Annotated in this window: 13 protein-coding genes; 12 read left to right on the top strand and 1 reads right to left on the bottom strand. The window is 70.7% G+C overall.

What is annotated here, in order from left to right; translation table 11 throughout:
• Window positions 1–158 precede the first annotated feature (158 nt).
• The 5 genes from FSY98_RS15095 (at window position 159) to FSY98_RS15115 (ending at window position 5281) form a co-directional block, all read left to right on the top strand.
• The gene (locus FSY98_RS15095) at window positions 159–812 is read left to right on the top strand and encodes an FMN-binding negative transcriptional regulator (RefSeq protein WP_144877449.1); all 654 of its coding nucleotides are present in this window, start codon (window positions 159–161) and stop codon (window positions 810–812) included.
• Entirely contained in the window at window positions 809–1837 is a 1029-nt protein-coding gene (locus FSY98_RS15100; protein WP_144877450.1) for an ornithine cyclodeaminase, read from the top strand. Before FSY98_RS15095 ends, FSY98_RS15100 begins: the two co-directional genes overlap by 4 nt.
• A 49-nt stretch (window positions 1838–1886) precedes the next feature.
• Window positions 1887–3359: an amidohydrolase gene (locus tag FSY98_RS15105; protein ID WP_144877451.1), complete on the top strand. Its 1473-nt coding sequence runs from the start codon at window positions 1887–1889 to the stop codon at window positions 3357–3359.
• On the top strand, window positions 3356–4948 hold the full coding sequence (locus FSY98_RS15110) for an amidohydrolase (protein ID WP_144877452.1): 1593 nt from the start codon (window positions 3356–3358) through the stop codon (window positions 4946–4948). Before FSY98_RS15105 ends, FSY98_RS15110 begins: the two co-directional genes overlap by 4 nt.
• 63 nt (window positions 4949–5011) lie before the next feature.
• On the top strand, window positions 5012–5281 hold the full coding sequence (locus tag FSY98_RS15115; RefSeq protein WP_144877453.1) for a hypothetical protein: 270 nt from the start codon (window positions 5012–5014) through the stop codon (window positions 5279–5281).
• Between the two features lie 92 nt (window positions 5282–5373).
• On the opposite strand, the gene FSY98_RS16970 is transcribed toward FSY98_RS15115, so the two are convergent.
• Entirely contained in the window at window positions 5374–6852 is a 1479-nt protein-coding gene (locus FSY98_RS16970) for a CdaR family transcriptional regulator (RefSeq protein WP_144877454.1), read from the bottom strand.
• A 73-nt stretch (window positions 6853–6925) separates the two neighbouring features.
• Between FSY98_RS16970 and FSY98_RS15125 the strand changes: the two genes are divergently transcribed.
• The 7 genes from FSY98_RS15125 to FSY98_RS15155 all read left to right on the top strand — a co-directional run bounded on the left by FSY98_RS15125 (window position 6926) and on the right by FSY98_RS15155 (window position 16084).
• Window positions 6926–8032, top strand: a complete 1107-nt coding sequence (locus tag FSY98_RS15125) for a DUF917 domain-containing protein (protein WP_144877455.1) — start codon at window positions 6926–6928, stop codon at window positions 8030–8032.
• Window positions 8029–9603: a hydantoinase/oxoprolinase N-terminal domain-containing protein gene (locus FSY98_RS15130; protein WP_144877456.1), complete on the top strand. Its 1575-nt coding sequence runs from the start codon at window positions 8029–8031 to the stop codon at window positions 9601–9603. The genes FSY98_RS15125 and FSY98_RS15130 overlap by 4 nt, the downstream gene beginning before the upstream one ends.
• A gap of 61 nt (window positions 9604–9664) precedes the next feature.
• The gene (locus tag FSY98_RS15135; protein ID WP_144877457.1) at window positions 9665–11254 is read left to right on the top strand and encodes an ABC transporter substrate-binding protein; all 1590 of its coding nucleotides are present in this window, start codon (window positions 9665–9667) and stop codon (window positions 11252–11254) included.
• 1 nt (window position 11255) lies between these two features.
• On the top strand, window positions 11256–12299 hold the full coding sequence (locus tag FSY98_RS15140) for an ABC transporter permease (RefSeq protein WP_144877458.1): 1044 nt from the start codon (window positions 11256–11258) through the stop codon (window positions 12297–12299).
• Between the two features lies 1 nt (window position 12300).
• A complete protein-coding gene (locus FSY98_RS15145) occupies window positions 12301–14103 on the top strand; it encodes a dipeptide/oligopeptide/nickel ABC transporter permease/ATP-binding protein (protein ID WP_144877459.1) in 1803 nt (600 codons plus the stop codon).
• The gene (locus FSY98_RS15150; protein ID WP_144877460.1) at window positions 14100–14870 is read left to right on the top strand and encodes an ABC transporter ATP-binding protein; all 771 of its coding nucleotides are present in this window, start codon (window positions 14100–14102) and stop codon (window positions 14868–14870) included. The genes FSY98_RS15145 and FSY98_RS15150 overlap by 4 nt, the downstream gene beginning before the upstream one ends.
• Window positions 14867–16084, top strand: a complete 1218-nt coding sequence (locus FSY98_RS15155; protein WP_260857504.1) for a M20 family metallopeptidase — start codon at window positions 14867–14869, stop codon at window positions 16082–16084. The genes FSY98_RS15150 and FSY98_RS15155 overlap by 4 nt, the downstream gene beginning before the upstream one ends.
• Window positions 16085–16089: the final 5 nt, after the last annotated feature.

Genomic DNA, 16089 nt, shown 5'->3' on the forward strand with positions numbered 1-16089 from the left:
AGAACATTGCCGCCGACGCCGCGTCTCCGTAGCGTGAACATGGCGGATGACGCCGTTGCCCCTCGGCTTTCGAGTCGCTTGATTTGCGACTTCGGGCCGACCATTCCCGCAAGTCAAGCGATTCGAAAGTTCACTCGACAGCCCGACCTGGAGACGCCATGAGGCACAACCCGGACTACGCGCTCGACGACCTCGACGCCGTTCGAGAGCTCGTGCGGGACAACCCGTGGGCGACGATCGTCACCCACGTGCCCGGCCGCGGACTCGTCGCGTCCCACTACCCCGTGCTGGTCGACGAGGACGCCGACGGGCTGGCCATCGTGAGTCACGTCGGGCGCCCGGACGAACGGCTGCACGAACTCGGACAGCACGAGACGATGGTGATCGTCTACGGCCCGCAGGGCTACGTCTCGCCGGGATGGTACGAGTCCTCGCCGGCCGTGCCCACCTGGGACTTCGCCGTCGCGCACCTGCACGGGACGCCCGAGCTGCTGTCCGACGACGAGAATCTGGCGGTGCTCGATCGCCTGGTGGCCTGGTTCGAGAGCCCGCTGCCCGACCCGTTCCTCATGCATCGCACACTCGAGAACACGGCCTATGCCGAGCGCATCGTGCACGGCACGGTCGGCTTCCGCCTCCGCGTGGATCGCGTGGAAGCGAAGGAGAAGATGAGTCAGGACAAGCCGGCGGCCGTGATCGCGCGCGTGATCGACGCGCTGCGCCGCCCTGGTCCGTACGAGAACCCGAGGCTCGCCGACCGCATCGCCGTGGTCAATCGCGCCGCACTGCAGACAGAGGAGGAGACAGCATGACCGCGTTCGTCGGAGTGCAGGACATGGTCGAGTGGATCACGCGCCGAGGCGCGGAGACCATCATGACCGAGATGGCGGACACGATCGAGGCCGACTTCCGCCGGTGGGAGTCCTTCGACAAGAGCGAGCGCGTCGCGAACCACACCCCGTTCGGGGTCATCGAGCTCATGCCGATCAGCGACCCCGACACCTACGCCTTCAAGTACGTCAACGGGCACCCGTTCAACCCGGGGCGCGGCTACCAGACGGTCACCGCCTTCGGGGTGCTGGCGGACGTGCACAACGGATATCCGGTGTTCCTCGCCGAGATGACCATGCTCACGGCGCTGCGCACGGCGGCGACCTCGGCGATGGTCGCGCGTCGTCTCGCGCGTCCCGAGTCGACCACGATGGCGATGATCGGCGCCGGCAGCCAGGCCGAGTTCCAGGCGCTCGCCTTCCGCGGGGTGCTCGGCATCTCGCGGCTTCGCGTCTTCGACGTCGACCCGGCGGCGTCGCAGAAGTTCGTGCGCAACCTCGAGCCGCGCGGTTTCGACATCACGGTGTGCGCGTCGGCGGCCGAGGCGGCGAGCGGAGCGGACATCGTGACCACGTGCACGGCCGACAAGGCGGTCGCACAGGTGCTGGCCGACGCCGACGTCGCCGCCGGGATGCACATCAACACGATCGGCGGCGACTGCCCCGGCAAGACCGAGCTCGACCCGCGCATCCTCGACCGCGGGCCCGTCTTCGTGGAGTACACCCCGCAGACACGCGTCGAGGGAGAGATCCAGAACGTCGCGGCGGATTTCCCGGTGACGGAGTTCTGGCGGGTTCTGGATGGCTCGGCTCCGGGCCGCACGAGCGCCGACCAGGTGACGATCTTCGACTCGGTGGGGTTCGCGCTGGAGGACTTCTCGGCGCTGCGGCACCTGCGCGCGGATCTCGTCGGCAGCGGACTCGACACCGAGATCGACCTCGTCGCGGCGCCGGAGGATCCGAAGGACCTCTTCGGGTTCGCCACATCTCCCGTGCCCGTCGCCTGAGCGGTGCCCGGCCGGACCCACCTCGCGCCACGGCGCTGACAGGAGAAGCATGAGCGACACCCTGACGCTCCGCGACGTGCGCGCGTACGACGGCGGCGACCCGATCGACGTGGTCGTGCGCGACGGACTCATCGCGGCCATCACGCCCGCGGGGACGACGGATGCCGTCGGCGAGGTCGTCGACGGCGGGGGGCGTTGGATCGGACCCGGCCTCTGGGACGCGCATGTGCACTTCACGCAGCACGTCATCCGCCGCCGCAGGCTCGACCTCACCGAGACGCGCAGCGCCGACGATGTGCTCGCGATCGTGCGGCGGGCGCGGAGCGAGGGTGCACCGCTCGCCGAGGGGATGCTGATGGGTTACGGCTTCCGCGACGGCCTCTGGCCCGTGCCGGCCACACTCGATGCGCTCGACGCCGCCGTCGCGGACGTGCCGGTCGTGCTCGTCAGCGGCGACCTGCACTGCGGCTGGATGAACCGGGCAGCGGCCGCCCGCTTCGGCATCGAGCTCGACCGGTCGGGGCTGCTGCGCGAGGGACCGTGGATCGACCTGCTGCACTCGTTCGACGAGGCCTCGACACTGCCGCTCGACGCGTATGCGGATGCCGCGAACGCCGCCGCGGCTCGAGGCGTCGTCGGCGTCGTCGAGTACGAGAACACCGACAACGTCGCGGAGTGGTCGGAGCGCACGGCATCCGGCCTCACCAGCCTGCGCGCCGACATCGCCGTGTGGCCGGACCGGCTCGAATCCGTGATCGCGGACGGTCTGCGCACGGGCGACGTCGTCGACGAGGCGGGACTTGTCACCTTCGGCCGGCTGAAAGTGGTCGTCGACGGCTCGCTCAACACGCGCACAGCCTGGTGCTGGGATCCGTACCCGGGGATGGACCCCGGTCATCCTCACGCATGCGGTCTGGAGAGCGTGCCCGTGCCCGAACTCCGGCGCCTGCTCCACCGTGCCCGCGGCGCGGGCATCGAGGCGGCTGTCCACGCCATCGGCGATCGGGCGAACACCGAGGTGCTGGACACCTTCGAGGAGCTCGGGATGAAAGGCGTCATCGAGCATGCGCAGCTGGTGCGCGACGACGACTTCGCCCGCTTCGCGAGCCTCGGTCTCATCGCCAGTGTGCAGCCGGAGCATGCGATGGACGATCGTGACGTCGCCGATCATCACTGGGCCGGCCGCACCGGTCGGGCGTTCGCGTTCGGCTCTCTGCACCGATCGGGCACCGCGCTGCGTCTGGGCTCGGATGCGCCGGTCGCGCCGCTCGACCCGTGGGTATCGCTGTCGGCGGCGACCGCCCGCAGCAGGGGCGACCGCGAGGCCTGGCATCCCGAGCAGCGGCTGCCGCTCGACGTCGCGCTCGCGGCATCCGTGCGCACCGTACTCGCCGTCGGTCAGCCGGCCGACCTGGTGATCACCGACCACGACCCCTACGCGTGCGATCGTGATGGGCTGCGCGGCATGCCCGTCGCCGCGACGCTGCTCGGCGGCCGCTTCACCCATCGGGAGCTGTCATGACCGCAACCACCTTCGTCAACGGCCGGGTGTTCACCGGCGAATCGGAGACGGCGTTCGCGTCCGCGTTCCGCATCGTCGACGGTCTCGTCGACTGGGTGGGAGAGGCGGCCGATGTGCACGACACGGATGCCGTCGATCTCGGCGGCCGCACGGTGCTCCCCGGGCTCATCGACAGCCACACGCATCCGGCGCTGCTCGCGGGCACGGCCGTCGCGGTGGAGTGCTTCCCGCCGGCAGTCCGGAGCGTCGACGACCTCGTCGCCGTGCTGCGCAGTCACGCCGCGACGGTGACCGCAGCAGACGGCTGGGTGCTCGGTCGCGGCTTCGACGACACGAAGTTCCCCGGCGGGGCGATGCCCACCGCAGCCGACCTCGATCGCGTGAGCACCGACCGGCCCGTCCTGGTGTGGCGGTGCGACGCGCACTCGGCGGTCTGCAACACCGTGGCGCTCGAGGTCGCCGGCATCTCGGCCACGACCCCCGACCCCGAGGGTGCCCGCTTCGAGCGCGATGCCGACGGGTGCCCCAACGGCATCCTCACCGAGATCGCAGCCGTCGACGCGGTGGCCGCCTTCATCCCCGCGCCGAGCAGGGACGAGCAGGTCGATGCCATCGTGGCGATCGGCGACGAGCTGGCGTCGCGAGGGATCGTCGCCGTCTGCGATCTGCTCTCGTCGAGAATCGACCGCCCGCTCGACACCTTCCGGGCAGCGGCGGAACGCGGTCTGCGGACGCGGGTGGCGCTCTACCCCGGGTGGGATCCCGCTGCGCCCCTCGACGACCTCGGGCCGGACGACCGCGACGGCCCGATCCGGGTCGCCGGGGTCAAGGTCGTGCTCGACGGCGCCTACTCCAACCGCACGGCCTGGGTGCACGAGGCGTACCCCGGCTCGTGCGACCACGGGCTCCGGCTGGTCGACGACGACGATGTGCTCGCGGCGGGGGAGTGGGCGCGCCGCAACGGCGTGCAGCTCGCCGTCCACGCGATGGGCGATCGCGCCCTCGACCGGGTGGTGGAGCTCTTCGAGGGGCAGGAACCCTGGCTCGACGGCATCCCGTCGGTGCGCATCGAGCACGCCACGATCGTGAGCGATGCGTATCTCGCGCGCCTGCGCGCGGCACGGATGCGGTTCGGCATCGCCACGCACACGGTGTTCTTCTTCGCCGAGTACGACGGGTACGAGAAGGCGCTGCGGGTCGAGCAGGTGCCGGACGCGTACCCGATCGCCCGTCTCTACGCCGGGCTCGACCCGCTCGCGCTCTCGTCCGACCGCCCAGCCACGGCCTGGAGCGGCGCCGACGATGTGATGCTGTCGGTGGAGGCGGCGGTGCGTCGCCGCACGTACAACGACGTCGAGTTCGGGCCGGAGGCGTCTATCACCGTGCCCCAGGCTCTGCTGCTGTACACCTCCCGGGCGGCGCGCCTCTCTCCGCTCGAAGGCGTCGGGAGGCTCGCGCCCGGCCTCGACGGTAGTTTCGCCGTGCTCGACCGCGACGTGTTCTCGGTGCCGGACGACGAGATCTCGGCAGTGCGCGTCGTGGAGACCTGGATCCGCGGCGAGCGGGTCTACCGCAGGGCGCAGGCGTGACCGAGCCCCCCCTGAATGGCAGGTCGCGCCACAATCGTCGCCCGTTCTGAAATACTGGCTCGCATGTTCTCCACTGCGCGCACGAAAGTCCTTGCCGGTGCACTCATCGCCGCGTCCCTCGCAGGATTCGGCGCCGTGGGGTCGGCTGCTCCGGCCCACGCAGCCAAGAATTACATCACCACCACCTACTTCACCGGTACGAATGCGCTGAATTCGTGCAACTCGACGGCGACGAACCTCTCCCGTAACGGCTACTTCATCCACCGGAGTTGCTACGCGGTCAAGAGCACCGGCAGTCACGCTGCATACGGTCTGCAGTACTACAGGGCCTGACGCCTGAACTCGAAGACCCCGCGCGCGAACAGGCTCGCGCACCGGCGCCGGATGCGCGCCCTCGCCGCCTTCGCGCTCGCTCCCGGCTGAGGTCACCCCGATCCGAGTAGCCGCACCCGGCAGGCGAGCTCGACCGCGAAGCGGGCGTCGGGGTCGTCGAGGTCGATGCCGAGCAGCTCGCGGATGCGCCGCATCCGGTACCCGACGCCGTTCGGGTGCAGCATGAGCTCGCGCCCCGCGTGCACGAGTGAGCCTCCGTGCGCCAGATACACGAGCAGGGTGCGCACCGACTGCCGCGCCCGGTCCGCTCCGAGCTCGTCGAGCGGACGCAGGATGTCGTGCAGCAGCTCGCGGCTGATGGGCGAGGCGTACACATCGAGCAGCACGCGACGCAGACCGGTGACGTCGGTGAGCTCGACGCCGCCGAGGCGACCGGCTGCGATCGCCGACTCGGCCGCGATCCGCGCCTCGGCGGCGGACTGCCGCAGCCCCAGTGCCCCGAGCTGCGGGGTGCCGAGCCCGAGGGTGTACGCCCAGTCGGCACCCGCGAGTTCCTGCGCACGCTGCTGGATCCGCGTCGCGACCTCGCGCACCCGCCGCTGGTGGTCGCCCGCGCCGTGCTCTTCGGTGCACACGATCACGAGGTCGTCCTGCAGGAACGCGACGTGCCACATCTCGTCGCGGGCCTCGACGAGCTGCAGCGTGAAGAGCTCGAGCGCGGGCTGCACGCTGCGCGGTGCCCGCGCGTCGGGGTCGGCGCGGCGGGTCGGGCTGAGCCAGGCAGCGACGTGCGAGCGTGCGAGAGGCAGCCCCAGCCGCGCAGCCTGGGCGACGAAGCCTTCGGCGCGCGAGGGGTCGGCCAGCACGAGTTCGACGAGCAGGTCGGCGCGCGACTGGGTCGGCGCGTACCGATCGCGGCTCTGCCGCTGGGCGACGCGCGACAGCAGTGCGGCGATGACCGGCACGGCCACGGCCGTCGCACCGTCGGACGACTCGGCGACGAGACGCCCGATCGGCACCTCGCCGATGAACACGGCGTCGGCGTCCGTCCAGGACGCAGCGGGGTCGGCGACGATCGACAGCTCGACCCCGAGCGCGCCGCCCGCCGCCGACAGGATGCTCTCGGTGGTGCCCTCCGGTGACGCTGCCGCCGCCGAGGCGAGTTCGATCGCACGGGCGCCCCGCATCATGGCCTCGGACGCCCCGCCCGAGATGGCGCGGTCGATCGTCTTCGCAAGCTCTGCCGCAGGAACCCCGATGGCGGAGAACACCGGCACACCGCCGCGCTCCGCCAGCACTCTCGCCGTCTCGGCGAGCGTCAGCGGTGCCGTGAACACGAGCCCGGCGAGACCGCGCGCGCTCGCCTGCCGCAGCGCCACGTCGATGCGGAAAGGCGGCGGCTGCTCCTCCTCGGTGAGGATCGCGAGAGTGCCCTCGGAGAGCCCGTCGAGGCGATCGATCGGGGCGAGGTCCACGCGCACCACCCGCCGGTCGTCAGCGGGGCCGGCGTGCAGCCGCAGGCCGAGTCTGTCGGCGTCGTCGCGCAGGTCGACGAGTGTGTACTGTGCCATGCGCACAGTATGCACGGAAACACTGGATGCAGGAAACATTGCCCGCTTCGGAATGCCTCCGTACCGTGAGTGCATGGCTCAGACTCCTCCCGCCGACCTCGTCGCGGCGCCGATCACCGAGATCACGGCAGACGACATCGCGGCACTCGGCGTCGGCACGGCGATACTCGGCACCGGCGGCGGCGGCGCCGTCTACACGGCGCAGATCACCGTCGAGAACGCGCTGCGCGAGCACGGCCCCGTCTCGCTCGTGCAGGTGGACGAGCTCGGCCCCGACGACGTCGTGATCCTCATGTCGGGCATCGGCGCCCCCACGGTCGGCATCGAGATGCTGTCGGCATCTGGTCAGATCCACGCACTGCTGGCAGAGGCCGAGCAGCTGCTCGGACGCCCCGTCACGACGCTCATGGCCGCCGAGATCGGCGGCAGCAACGGCATCCATCCCATCGGCTGGGCGGCCCGCCTCGGTCTCAAGGTGCTCGACGCCGACGGGATGGGGCGCGCGTTCCCCGATGCGGCGATGGTCGCGATGAACGTCGCGGGCGTGCCATGCGAGTGGGCGGTGCAGAGCGACGTGGTCGGCAACATCTCGGTCATGAAGACGATCGACCTGCACTGGCTCGAGCGTCACGCTCGCGCGCTGACGGTCGCGAGCGGCTCGATCTGCATCGCCGCGCACTACCCCCTCACCGCCGACACCGTGAGGGGAGCGGTCATCGAGGGCACCGTGACGGCGGCGATCCGGGTCGGCCACGCCCTCCTGTCGGCCTCGGACCCGGTGACCGCGATCGCCGACGAGCTCGACGCGCGCGTGCTGATGACCGGCAAGATCACCGACCTCGACCGCCGCACGGTGGGCGGGTTCGTGCGCGGCTCCGTGACGGTCACGGGTACCGGCGCCGACCGCGGGCGGCTGCAGCGGATCGAACTGCAGAACGAGAACCTGCTCGTGCTCGAGGACGGCGAGGTGCTGGTGAGCGTCCCCGACCTCATCACGATCATCGACGCCGAGACCGGGCACGCGATCACCACCGAGATGCTGCGCTTCGGCCAGCGGGTATCGGTGCTCGCGTGGGCATGCGACCCGATCTGGCGCACCCCGCGCGGGCTGGAGCTCGCCGGACCCGCTGCCTTCGGCTACGACCTCCCGTACGTCCCGTTCGAGGGAGAGACCCGATGACCGCGCGCGACCTGTCCATCGGCGTCGACGTCGGCGGGACCAACACCGACGCGGTGGTGCTCGACGGCGACGGCCGCGTTCTCGCCTGGACCAAGCAGGCGACGACGGACGACATCACGGGCGGCATCCGCGGTGGCATCCGCTCTGTGCTCGCCGCGATCGGCGACGACCGCTCCCGCGTCTCGCGGGTCATGCTCGGCACGACTCACGCGACTAACGCGATCGTGCAGCGCCGACAGCTCGACCGCGTCGCCATGATCCGTCTCGGTGCCCCCGCGGCGACCGAGTACCCGCCGCTCACCGGGTGGCCGGCCGACCTGGTGCAGATGGTGCTCGCGGGCTCGGCGATGCTCGGGGGCGGCCACATGGTCGACGGCACGCCCATCTCACCTCTCGACCGCGACGGCATCCTGCGCTTCGTCGACGGTCTCGAGGGCTTCGACGCGATCGCCGTCGCAGGTATCTTCAGCCCCTCGTCACCCGAGCAGGAGCTCGAGGTCGCCGAGATGCTGCGCGCCCACCTCGGGCAGGACGCCCGCGTGTTCCTCAGCCAGGACATCGGCCCGACGGGGCTGCTCGAGCGAGAGAACGCGACCCTGCTCAACGCGGCGCTGTACAGCGTCGCGCGCTCGGTCACCGAGGCTCTGCTGACGGTGGTCGCCGAGGAGGGGCTCGACGCCACGACCTTCTTCGCGCAGAACGACGGCACGCTGATGTCGCTCGACTACGCGGCGCAGTACCCGGTGCTGACGATCGGCTCGGGCCCGGCGAACTCCATCCGCGGCGCCGCGTATCTCTCGGGGCATGACGACGCGATCGTCATCGACGTGGGCGGCACGACCTCCGACCTGGGCGTAGTCGTCGGCGGCTTCCCGCGGGAGTCGACGCTGCCCCGCGAGATCGGTGGCGTGCGCACGAACTTCCGCATGCCCGACGTGCTCAGCCTCGGGATCGGAGGCGGCACGATCGTCGACGTCGCGTCGGGGCGGGTGGGTCCGGATTCGGTGGGCTACCGCATCGACCGCGAGGGCCTCCTGTTCGGCGGCTCCACCCCGACGCTCACGGATGCCGCGGCGCTGTCCGGCAGTCCGGTTGCCGGCCGGCGGCTGCCCGCCCTGTCGTCGACGGTGTCGTCGGCCCTCGCGCGCGCACTCGCACTCGTCGCCGACCGCCTCGACGAAGCGGTGGAGCGGTTGTCGCTCGGCCGCATGGACATCCCGCTCGTCGTGGTCGGCGGCGGAGGGTTCCTCGTCCCAGACAGCCTTGCCAGCGCCGGCAGCATCCTGCGTCCTGATCACGGCGGCGTCGCGAACGCCGTCGGTGCCGCGATCTCGCTCGCCGGCGGCCGCGCCGACCAGATGGCGCCGATGGGCGACCGCGAGTCCGCCATCGAGCAGGCGTCCGACGCGGCCGTCGCGAAGGCCATCCAGGCCGGCGCCGACCCCCTGCAGGTCTCCGTCGTCGAGGTCCTCGAGACGCACGTCCCCTACACCACGCAGCCCACCGTGAACGTGACGGTCAAGGCAGCCGGCCCGCTCGCCCGACTCTCCGCCGAGGTGCCCGTCCGCTGACGGGCATCCGGTCGTCCCTTCCTGCACTGACGCTCCATCCCACCCGAATCAGGAGAACGCTATGAAACGCAGTACCGCACTACCCGTGGCCGCCGCTCTCTCCGTCCTCGCCCTGACGCTGACGTCCTGCGCGGGGTCCTCCGATGAGGCCGGCCCCGACGAGGGCGACTTCGTCTCGGGCGGCACGTTCGTCACCGCCGTGGGCGATGACCCGGGCGACCTGAACCCGCTCAAGGCCGTCTCGCCCGACACCTTCGCGGTCGTGAGCATCGCCTACGAGTCGCTGATCGCCGTGACCGACGAGGGCGACCTCGTGCCCTGGCTCGCCGAAAGCTGGGACGAGACCGGCACCGAGGTCGTGTTCACCCTCAAGGACGGCATCACGTGCTCCGACGGCTCGGAGTTCACCGGGCAGACCGTCGCCGACAACCTCAACTACAACGCCGACGCCGCGAACGCCACGTTCTCGTACGGTTCGGTGATCGACGAGCGGATCTCGGCCACGGCCGACGGCAACACCGTCACCGTCACGAGCACCGAGAACAACCCGTTCCTCGCCGTCAACGTCGGCACCATCATGCTGGTGTGCGACGCCGGCCTCGCCGACACCGCCTCACTGTCGGACGCGACCGACGGTACGGGGCTCTACGGCCTCAGCGACATCAAGCCCGGCGACACGTACACGTTCACCAAGCGCGACGACTACACCTGGGGTCCGGACGACGTCACGAGCGACACCGCCGGACTGCCCGAGGCCATCGAGGCCAGGGTCGTGAGCGATGAGAGCACCGCAGCGAACCTTCTGCTGTCGGGTGAGCTCAACGCCGCGACGATCTCGGGCGCCGACCGTTCGCGCCTCGACGGCGCGGGTCTCACCCACACGGGCGTGCGCAACCCCGTGGGCATGATGCTCTTCAATGAGAAGGAGGGCCGCCCCTTCGCCGACCCCCTCGTGCGTGAAGCGCTGTCGACCGCGATCGACCGCGACGAGGTCGGCACGGTGATCGCCGACGGCGAGGGCCTCGAGTCGATCTCGCTCGTCACGAAGAACCCGCTGCTGTGCGTCGCCGACAAGCCGGAGTGGACGCTGCCCGACACCGACCTCGACCGTGCGGGCGAGCTGCTCGACGAGGCCGGGTGGACGCTGGGCGCCGACGGACTGCGCGAGAAGGACGGCCAGCCGCTGACGATCAAGTTCGTCTACAACGCGCCGACCTCGACCCATGCGGCCGCGGCCGAGCTGGTCAAGCAGAGCTGGGACGAGCTGGGTGTGACGACCGAGCTGCTCGCGAACGACGCGGCCGCGTGGTCGGAGCAGCTGTTCTCGACGTTCGACTGGGACACGGGCTGGGTGCAGGTCGCACCGGGCGGACCGATCGTGCTCTCGACCTTCTTCGACGGCGCGACCCCCGACCAGGGCGGTCTGAACTTCATGTGGGTCGACAACCCCGAGTACTCGGCGCTCGTCGCCGAGGGATCGAGCGCGACTCCGGAGGATAGCTGCGCGATCTTCCAGGACGCCGAGAAGCAGCTCATCGAGCGCTTCGACGTCTTCCCGGTGATCGACAACATCCTTCCGACGTACCAGTCGGGTGCCGTGTTCGAGCAGCCGAACTTCATCCAGCCGACGTCGATCCGGATGCTGGGCTGACATGACGACGACTCCTCCTCCCGCGACCGCCGAGGTGGTCGACACGACCACGGCCGCCCTGGCGGCGCGGGCGGAGGAGCGCCGTCTGCGTCGGGGCCTGTCTCCGCGCACCGCGTTCCTGCTGCGGCGCCTCGGTCGGCTCGTGCTCTCCCTGGCCGTCGTGGTCGTCGCCTCGTTCCTCCTCATGTACCTCGTGCCGGGCGACCCGGTGCGGGCCGCACTCGGGCAGAGCGCGACCCCGCAGCTGGTCGAGGCCACCAGGGCCCAGCTCGGCCTCGACCGCCCGATGGGGGAGCAGTTCCTCCGTTACCTCGGTGGACTCGTCACCGGAGACCTCGGCACGTCGGTGCGGCTGCAGAGGCCGGTGGCTGACGTCCTCGCCCAGCGCTTCCCGACGACGCTGCTGCTCGCCGTGCTCGCGTTCGCGATCGCGGTGATCGGCGCCCTGCCCGCGGGGATCGGCGCCGCCGTGCTCGCTCGGTCCGGTCGTCGGCGCGGCCTCTCGATAGCGCTCTCCGCCGTCCTCGGCATCCTCATCGCGGTGCCGAGCTTCCTCGTCGCCGTCGCGCTCATCGCCCTCTTCGCCGTGGAACTGGGGTGGCTTCCCGCCGCAGGCTGGGGCAAGCCGGCGGATGCCGTGCTGCCGGTCATCGCGCTGGCGATCGGCCCCATGGCCTACCTCGTGCGGATCGTGCAGGTCGAGATGCTCGCGGTCCTCGACACGACGTACATGACCACGGCGCGTGCCAAGCGCCTGCCCCGTCGGCTCATCTACCTGCGGCACGCGCTGCCGAACATCGTCACCTCCACCCTGACGGTCGGCGGGCTCATCCTCGCGGGGCTGACGGCGGCCACGGTGCTCATCGAGACGGTGTTCGCCATTCCCGGACTCGGCACCATCATGGTGTCGTCCGTCGGGGCGAAGGACTACCCCATGGTGCAGGGTGTGGTCATCGTCTACGCGCTCATCGTCCTCGGGGTCAACCTCGTGGTCGACGTGATCCTCGCCACCATCGATCCGCGCTCATCGATCACGGAGGGCTGAGATGTCCACTCGTTCCCGCCTCCTCAGCCCGACCGCGATCGCCGCGCTGCTCGGCGCGCTGCTTCTCGCATTCCTCGCCGCCGCAGGGCCACTGGTGTGGGGTGCGGCCGCCGACACGACCGACGTGTCGTCCCGTCTGCTCGGCGCGAGTGCCGCGCACCCGTTCGGCACCGACGAGCTGGGGCGCGACATCCTCGCCAGGGTGCTCGCGGCGACTCGACTCACGCTCCTCCTCACGCTCGGCGCCACGGCGATCGCACTGGCCGGGGGAATCGTGTTCGGCCTCGTGGCCAGCATCCTGCCGCGATATCCGAGGCGGTGGTTCACCGGGCTGCTCGACATCCTCCTCGCCTTCCCCTGGCTGCTGATGGTGCTCTTCTTCACCGTGATCTGGGGGGCCACGGCGACCGGGGCGATGCTCGCGATCGGGTTCGCCGGCATCCCGTCCTTCGCCCGCCTCGTGTACAACCTCGCCTCGTCGGTGTCCGGACGCGACTACGTCAGGGCGGCCCGTGTCGTGGGCGTGGGGCCGGTCGGCATCCTCGTCAGGCACGTCCTCCCCAACATCGCCAACCCGTTCTTCGTGAACGCCGCCGCGACGGCGAGCGTGACTCTGCTCTCGTTCGCCGGTCTCTCGTTCCTCGGACTCGGCGTGCAGGCTCCGGCGTACGACTGGGGGCGGATGCTGCAGGAGGGGATCCTCCGCATCTATGTCAATCCGCTCGCGGCGATCGGACCCGGTATCGCGATCGTCCTCGCGGGGCTCGTCTTCACGCTGCTCAGCGAGGCCGTCGCAGGCACGCGGGGCGCCGGTCTGCGCGCGATCGCCGCTCGCGCGACCGGTGCCGTCACCCTCACCTCGCGACGCGCGGAGCGGGCGCCGGTCGCGAAGGAATCCGCGAGCGACATCGTCGCGGAGATCACCGACCTCCGCATCGCCTTCCCGACCGCCGAAGGCGGCGTGGTGGAGCGGGTGCGAGGGGTCGATCTGCGCATCGGGCGGGGCGAGATCGTCGGCATCGTCGGCGAATCCGGTTCGGGCAAGTCCCTGACCGCGATGGCCCTGGCCGGGTTGCTCGGCGACGACGCCATCATCACGACCTCGGGTCACCGCTTCGACGATCTCGACATGACCCGCACGCCCACGGCAGCCGACCGGGCACGGCTGGGCGTCGAGCTGGGCATGATCTTCCAGGACCCGCTCACCTCTCTGAACCCCGCACTCACCGTCGGGCGCCAGCTCACCGAGGTGCCGGAGGTGCACATGGGGATGCGGCCGAAGCAGGCACGCGCCCGCGCCGCCGATGCCCTCTCGGCAGTCGGCATCCCGAATGCCGCGTCCCGGCTGTCGCAGTATCCGCACGAGTTCTCGGGCGGCATGCGTCAGCGCGCGATGATCGGCATGGCCCTCACCGGCAGGCCGAGGCTGATCGTGGCCGACGAGCCGACCACGGCGCTCGACGTGACGGTGCAGCGCCAGGTCATGGGGGTCCTCCATCGAGCCCAGGAGGAGACGGGCGCGGCGATCGTGTTCATCTCGCACGACATCGCTCTCGTCTCCGCCTTCTGCGATCGGGTGATCGTGATGAAGGATGGACTCATGGTCGAGAGCCTCGCGGCGGAACGGATCCGCGAAGACGCGCGGCATCCGTACACCAGGGCGCTCATCGCCTGCCTGCCCGACATGAGCAGCGACCGCACCAGGCCATTGCCGGTGATCCCCCCGGAGCTGCGCCCGGAGGCGCTCGACGAGCCGGAGGCGGCGCCGCAGAGGGACAGCAACGACCAGGAGGTGCCGGTGTGAACGCACTCGAGATCGACGACCTGACGGTGCGGTACGGTCGCACCCGCGTCGTCGAGCATGTGAGCCTCGCGGTGCCGCAGGGGCGCACGGTCGGCCTCGTGGGCGAGTCGGGCTCGGGCAAGAGCACGATCGCCGCGGCCGCGGTCGGGCTCGTGCGCCCGGAGTCCGGCTCGATCCGCGTCGACGGAGTCGAGGCGACGGGCGGAGGGGTGGCGGCGCGACGCGCTCGACGCCGGATGCAGCTCGTCTTCCAGGACCCGTTCTCGGCCCTCGACCCGCTCATGTCGGTCGGCGACTCGATCGCCGAGGCGCTGCGATCGACCGGGCGACGATGGTCGCGCGCCGAGCGGATCGCGAGAGTGCGGGAGCTGCTCGCCCAGGTGCACCTCGACCCCGACCGGGCGGGCGAACGACCCAACGCGTTCTCGGGCGGCCAACGTCAGCGCATCACGATCGCGCGCGCCCTGGCGGGCGAGCCGTCGGTGCTCATCGCCGACGAGGTCACCAGCGCACTCGACGTCTCGGTGCAGGGCGCCATCCTGAACCTGCTCCGCGAGGTGCAGCAGGAGCTCGGACTCTCGATGCTCTTCATCTCGCACAACCTCGCCGTCGTGCGCTACATCAGCGACGAGGTGTGCGTGATGCGCAATGGAGCACTGGTCGAGAGCGGCCCCACCGAGGCGCTGCTCGACGCGCCCGCAGACCCCTACACGAGAGACCTGCTCGAGGCGGTACCCGCGCTCGGAGAGAGGATACAGTTCGGATGACTTCGCCCATCGAGGAGACGACCGCGCCGACAATGGAGGGCTTCGCGGATGCCGCAGAGGCGCTGCGCGAGTCGCTGATCGCGATCCGTCGCGAACTGCACTCCGAGGTCGAGATCGGTCTCGATCTTCCGCGCACCCAGGGGATCCTGCTGCGCGAACTGGAGGGTCTCGGCCTGGAGGTGGCCCGCGGCGACGGACTGTCGTCGATCACGGCCGTGCTCAGGGGCGGACGGCCGGGCCAGGTGGTCCTGCTGCGCGGCGACATGGACGGGCTGCCGATCGCCGAGGCCACCGGCCTCCCGTTCGCGGCGACGTCCGGAGCCATGCACGCCTGTGGGCACGACCTGCACATGGCGGGGCTGATCGGCGCCGTGCGTCTGCTCGCGGCCCGACGAGACGAGCTGCCCGGCACCGTGGTGTTCATGTTCCAACCCGGGGAGGAGGGGCAGGCGGGTGGTCGCATCATGATCGAGGACGGGATCCTCGATGCGGCCGGAGATCGACCGGTCGCGGCGTATGCGCTCCACGTCGACAGCGCCACGCCGTTCGGTCAGCTCGTGACCCGTGAAGGGGCGATGATGGCGAGCGCGAGCGCCCTGCGCATGACTCTGCACGGCACCGGTGGGCACGCCGCGTTCCCGCAGCTCGGGATCGACCCGGTGCCCGTGGCAGCGCAGCTGATCCTCGCCGTGCAGACCTTCGCCGCGCGCCGTCTGCCGGCCACCGACCAGGCGGTGATCTCGATCACACGACTGAGCAGCGACTCGGAGGCGAGCAACGTGCTCGCGGCGAGCGTGTTCCTCGAGGCCAACATCCGCACCCTGTCGATGACGACGCTCGACACCGTGCGGGAGGAGCTTCCGGTGCTGCTCTCGGGCATCGCCGAGGCCAATGGATGCCGTCTGGAGACCGAGTTCATCGCCTCCTACCCGGTGACGTACAACGACCCCGCGGAGACCAGGGAGGTGCTGTCGGTGCTCGACGACCTCGTCGGTGTCGAACGCGTCACGCGGCTGGCCGCACCGTCGATGGCCTCCGAGGACTTCTCGTACGTGCTGCAGGAGGTTCCCGGGGCCCTCGTCTTCGTCGGCGCCGCTCCCGGCAGCGGTCCGATGCCGCTGCATTCCGAGCATGCGGTGTTCGACGACGCCGTGCTGCCTCTGCAGGCGACGGTGCTCGCCGAGCTGGCATGGCGCCGGCTCGCGCGGGGGTAGGCCGT

This window comes from Microbacterium sp. 1.5R, from assembly GCF_007667425.1.
Lineage (GTDB): Bacteria > Actinomycetota > Actinomycetes > Actinomycetales > Microbacteriaceae > Microbacterium.

Excerpts from the sequence above, each read along its gene's own strand:
- FSY98_RS15095 (WP_144877449.1), top strand. The coding sequence starts at position 159 with ATGAGGCACAACCCGGACTACGCGCTCGACGACCTCGACGCCGTTCGA.
- FSY98_RS15100 (WP_144877450.1), top strand. The coding sequence starts at position 809 with ATGACCGCGTTCGTCGGAGTGCAGGACATGGTCGAGTGGATCACGCGC.
- FSY98_RS15105 (WP_144877451.1), top strand. The coding sequence starts at position 1,887 with ATGAGCGACACCCTGACGCTCCGCGACGTGCGCGCGTACGACGGCGGC.
- FSY98_RS15110 (WP_144877452.1), top strand. The coding sequence starts at position 3,356 with ATGACCGCAACCACCTTCGTCAACGGCCGGGTGTTCACCGGCGAATCG.
- FSY98_RS15115 (WP_144877453.1), top strand. The coding sequence starts at position 5,012 with ATGTTCTCCACTGCGCGCACGAAAGTCCTTGCCGGTGCACTCATCGCC.
- FSY98_RS16970 (WP_144877454.1), bottom strand. The coding sequence starts at position 6,852 with ATGGCACAGTACACACTCGTCGACCTGCGCGACGACGCCGACAGACTC.
- FSY98_RS15125 (WP_144877455.1), top strand. The coding sequence starts at position 6,926 with ATGGCTCAGACTCCTCCCGCCGACCTCGTCGCGGCGCCGATCACCGAG.
- FSY98_RS15130 (WP_144877456.1), top strand. The coding sequence starts at position 8,029 with ATGACCGCGCGCGACCTGTCCATCGGCGTCGACGTCGGCGGGACCAAC.
- FSY98_RS15135 (WP_144877457.1), top strand. The coding sequence starts at position 9,665 with ATGAAACGCAGTACCGCACTACCCGTGGCCGCCGCTCTCTCCGTCCTC.
- FSY98_RS15140 (WP_144877458.1), top strand. The coding sequence starts at position 11,256 with ATGACGACGACTCCTCCTCCCGCGACCGCCGAGGTGGTCGACACGACC.
- FSY98_RS15145 (WP_144877459.1), top strand. The coding sequence starts at position 12,301 with ATGTCCACTCGTTCCCGCCTCCTCAGCCCGACCGCGATCGCCGCGCTG.
- FSY98_RS15155 (WP_260857504.1), top strand. The coding sequence starts at position 14,867 with ATGACTTCGCCCATCGAGGAGACGACCGCGCCGACAATGGAGGGCTTC.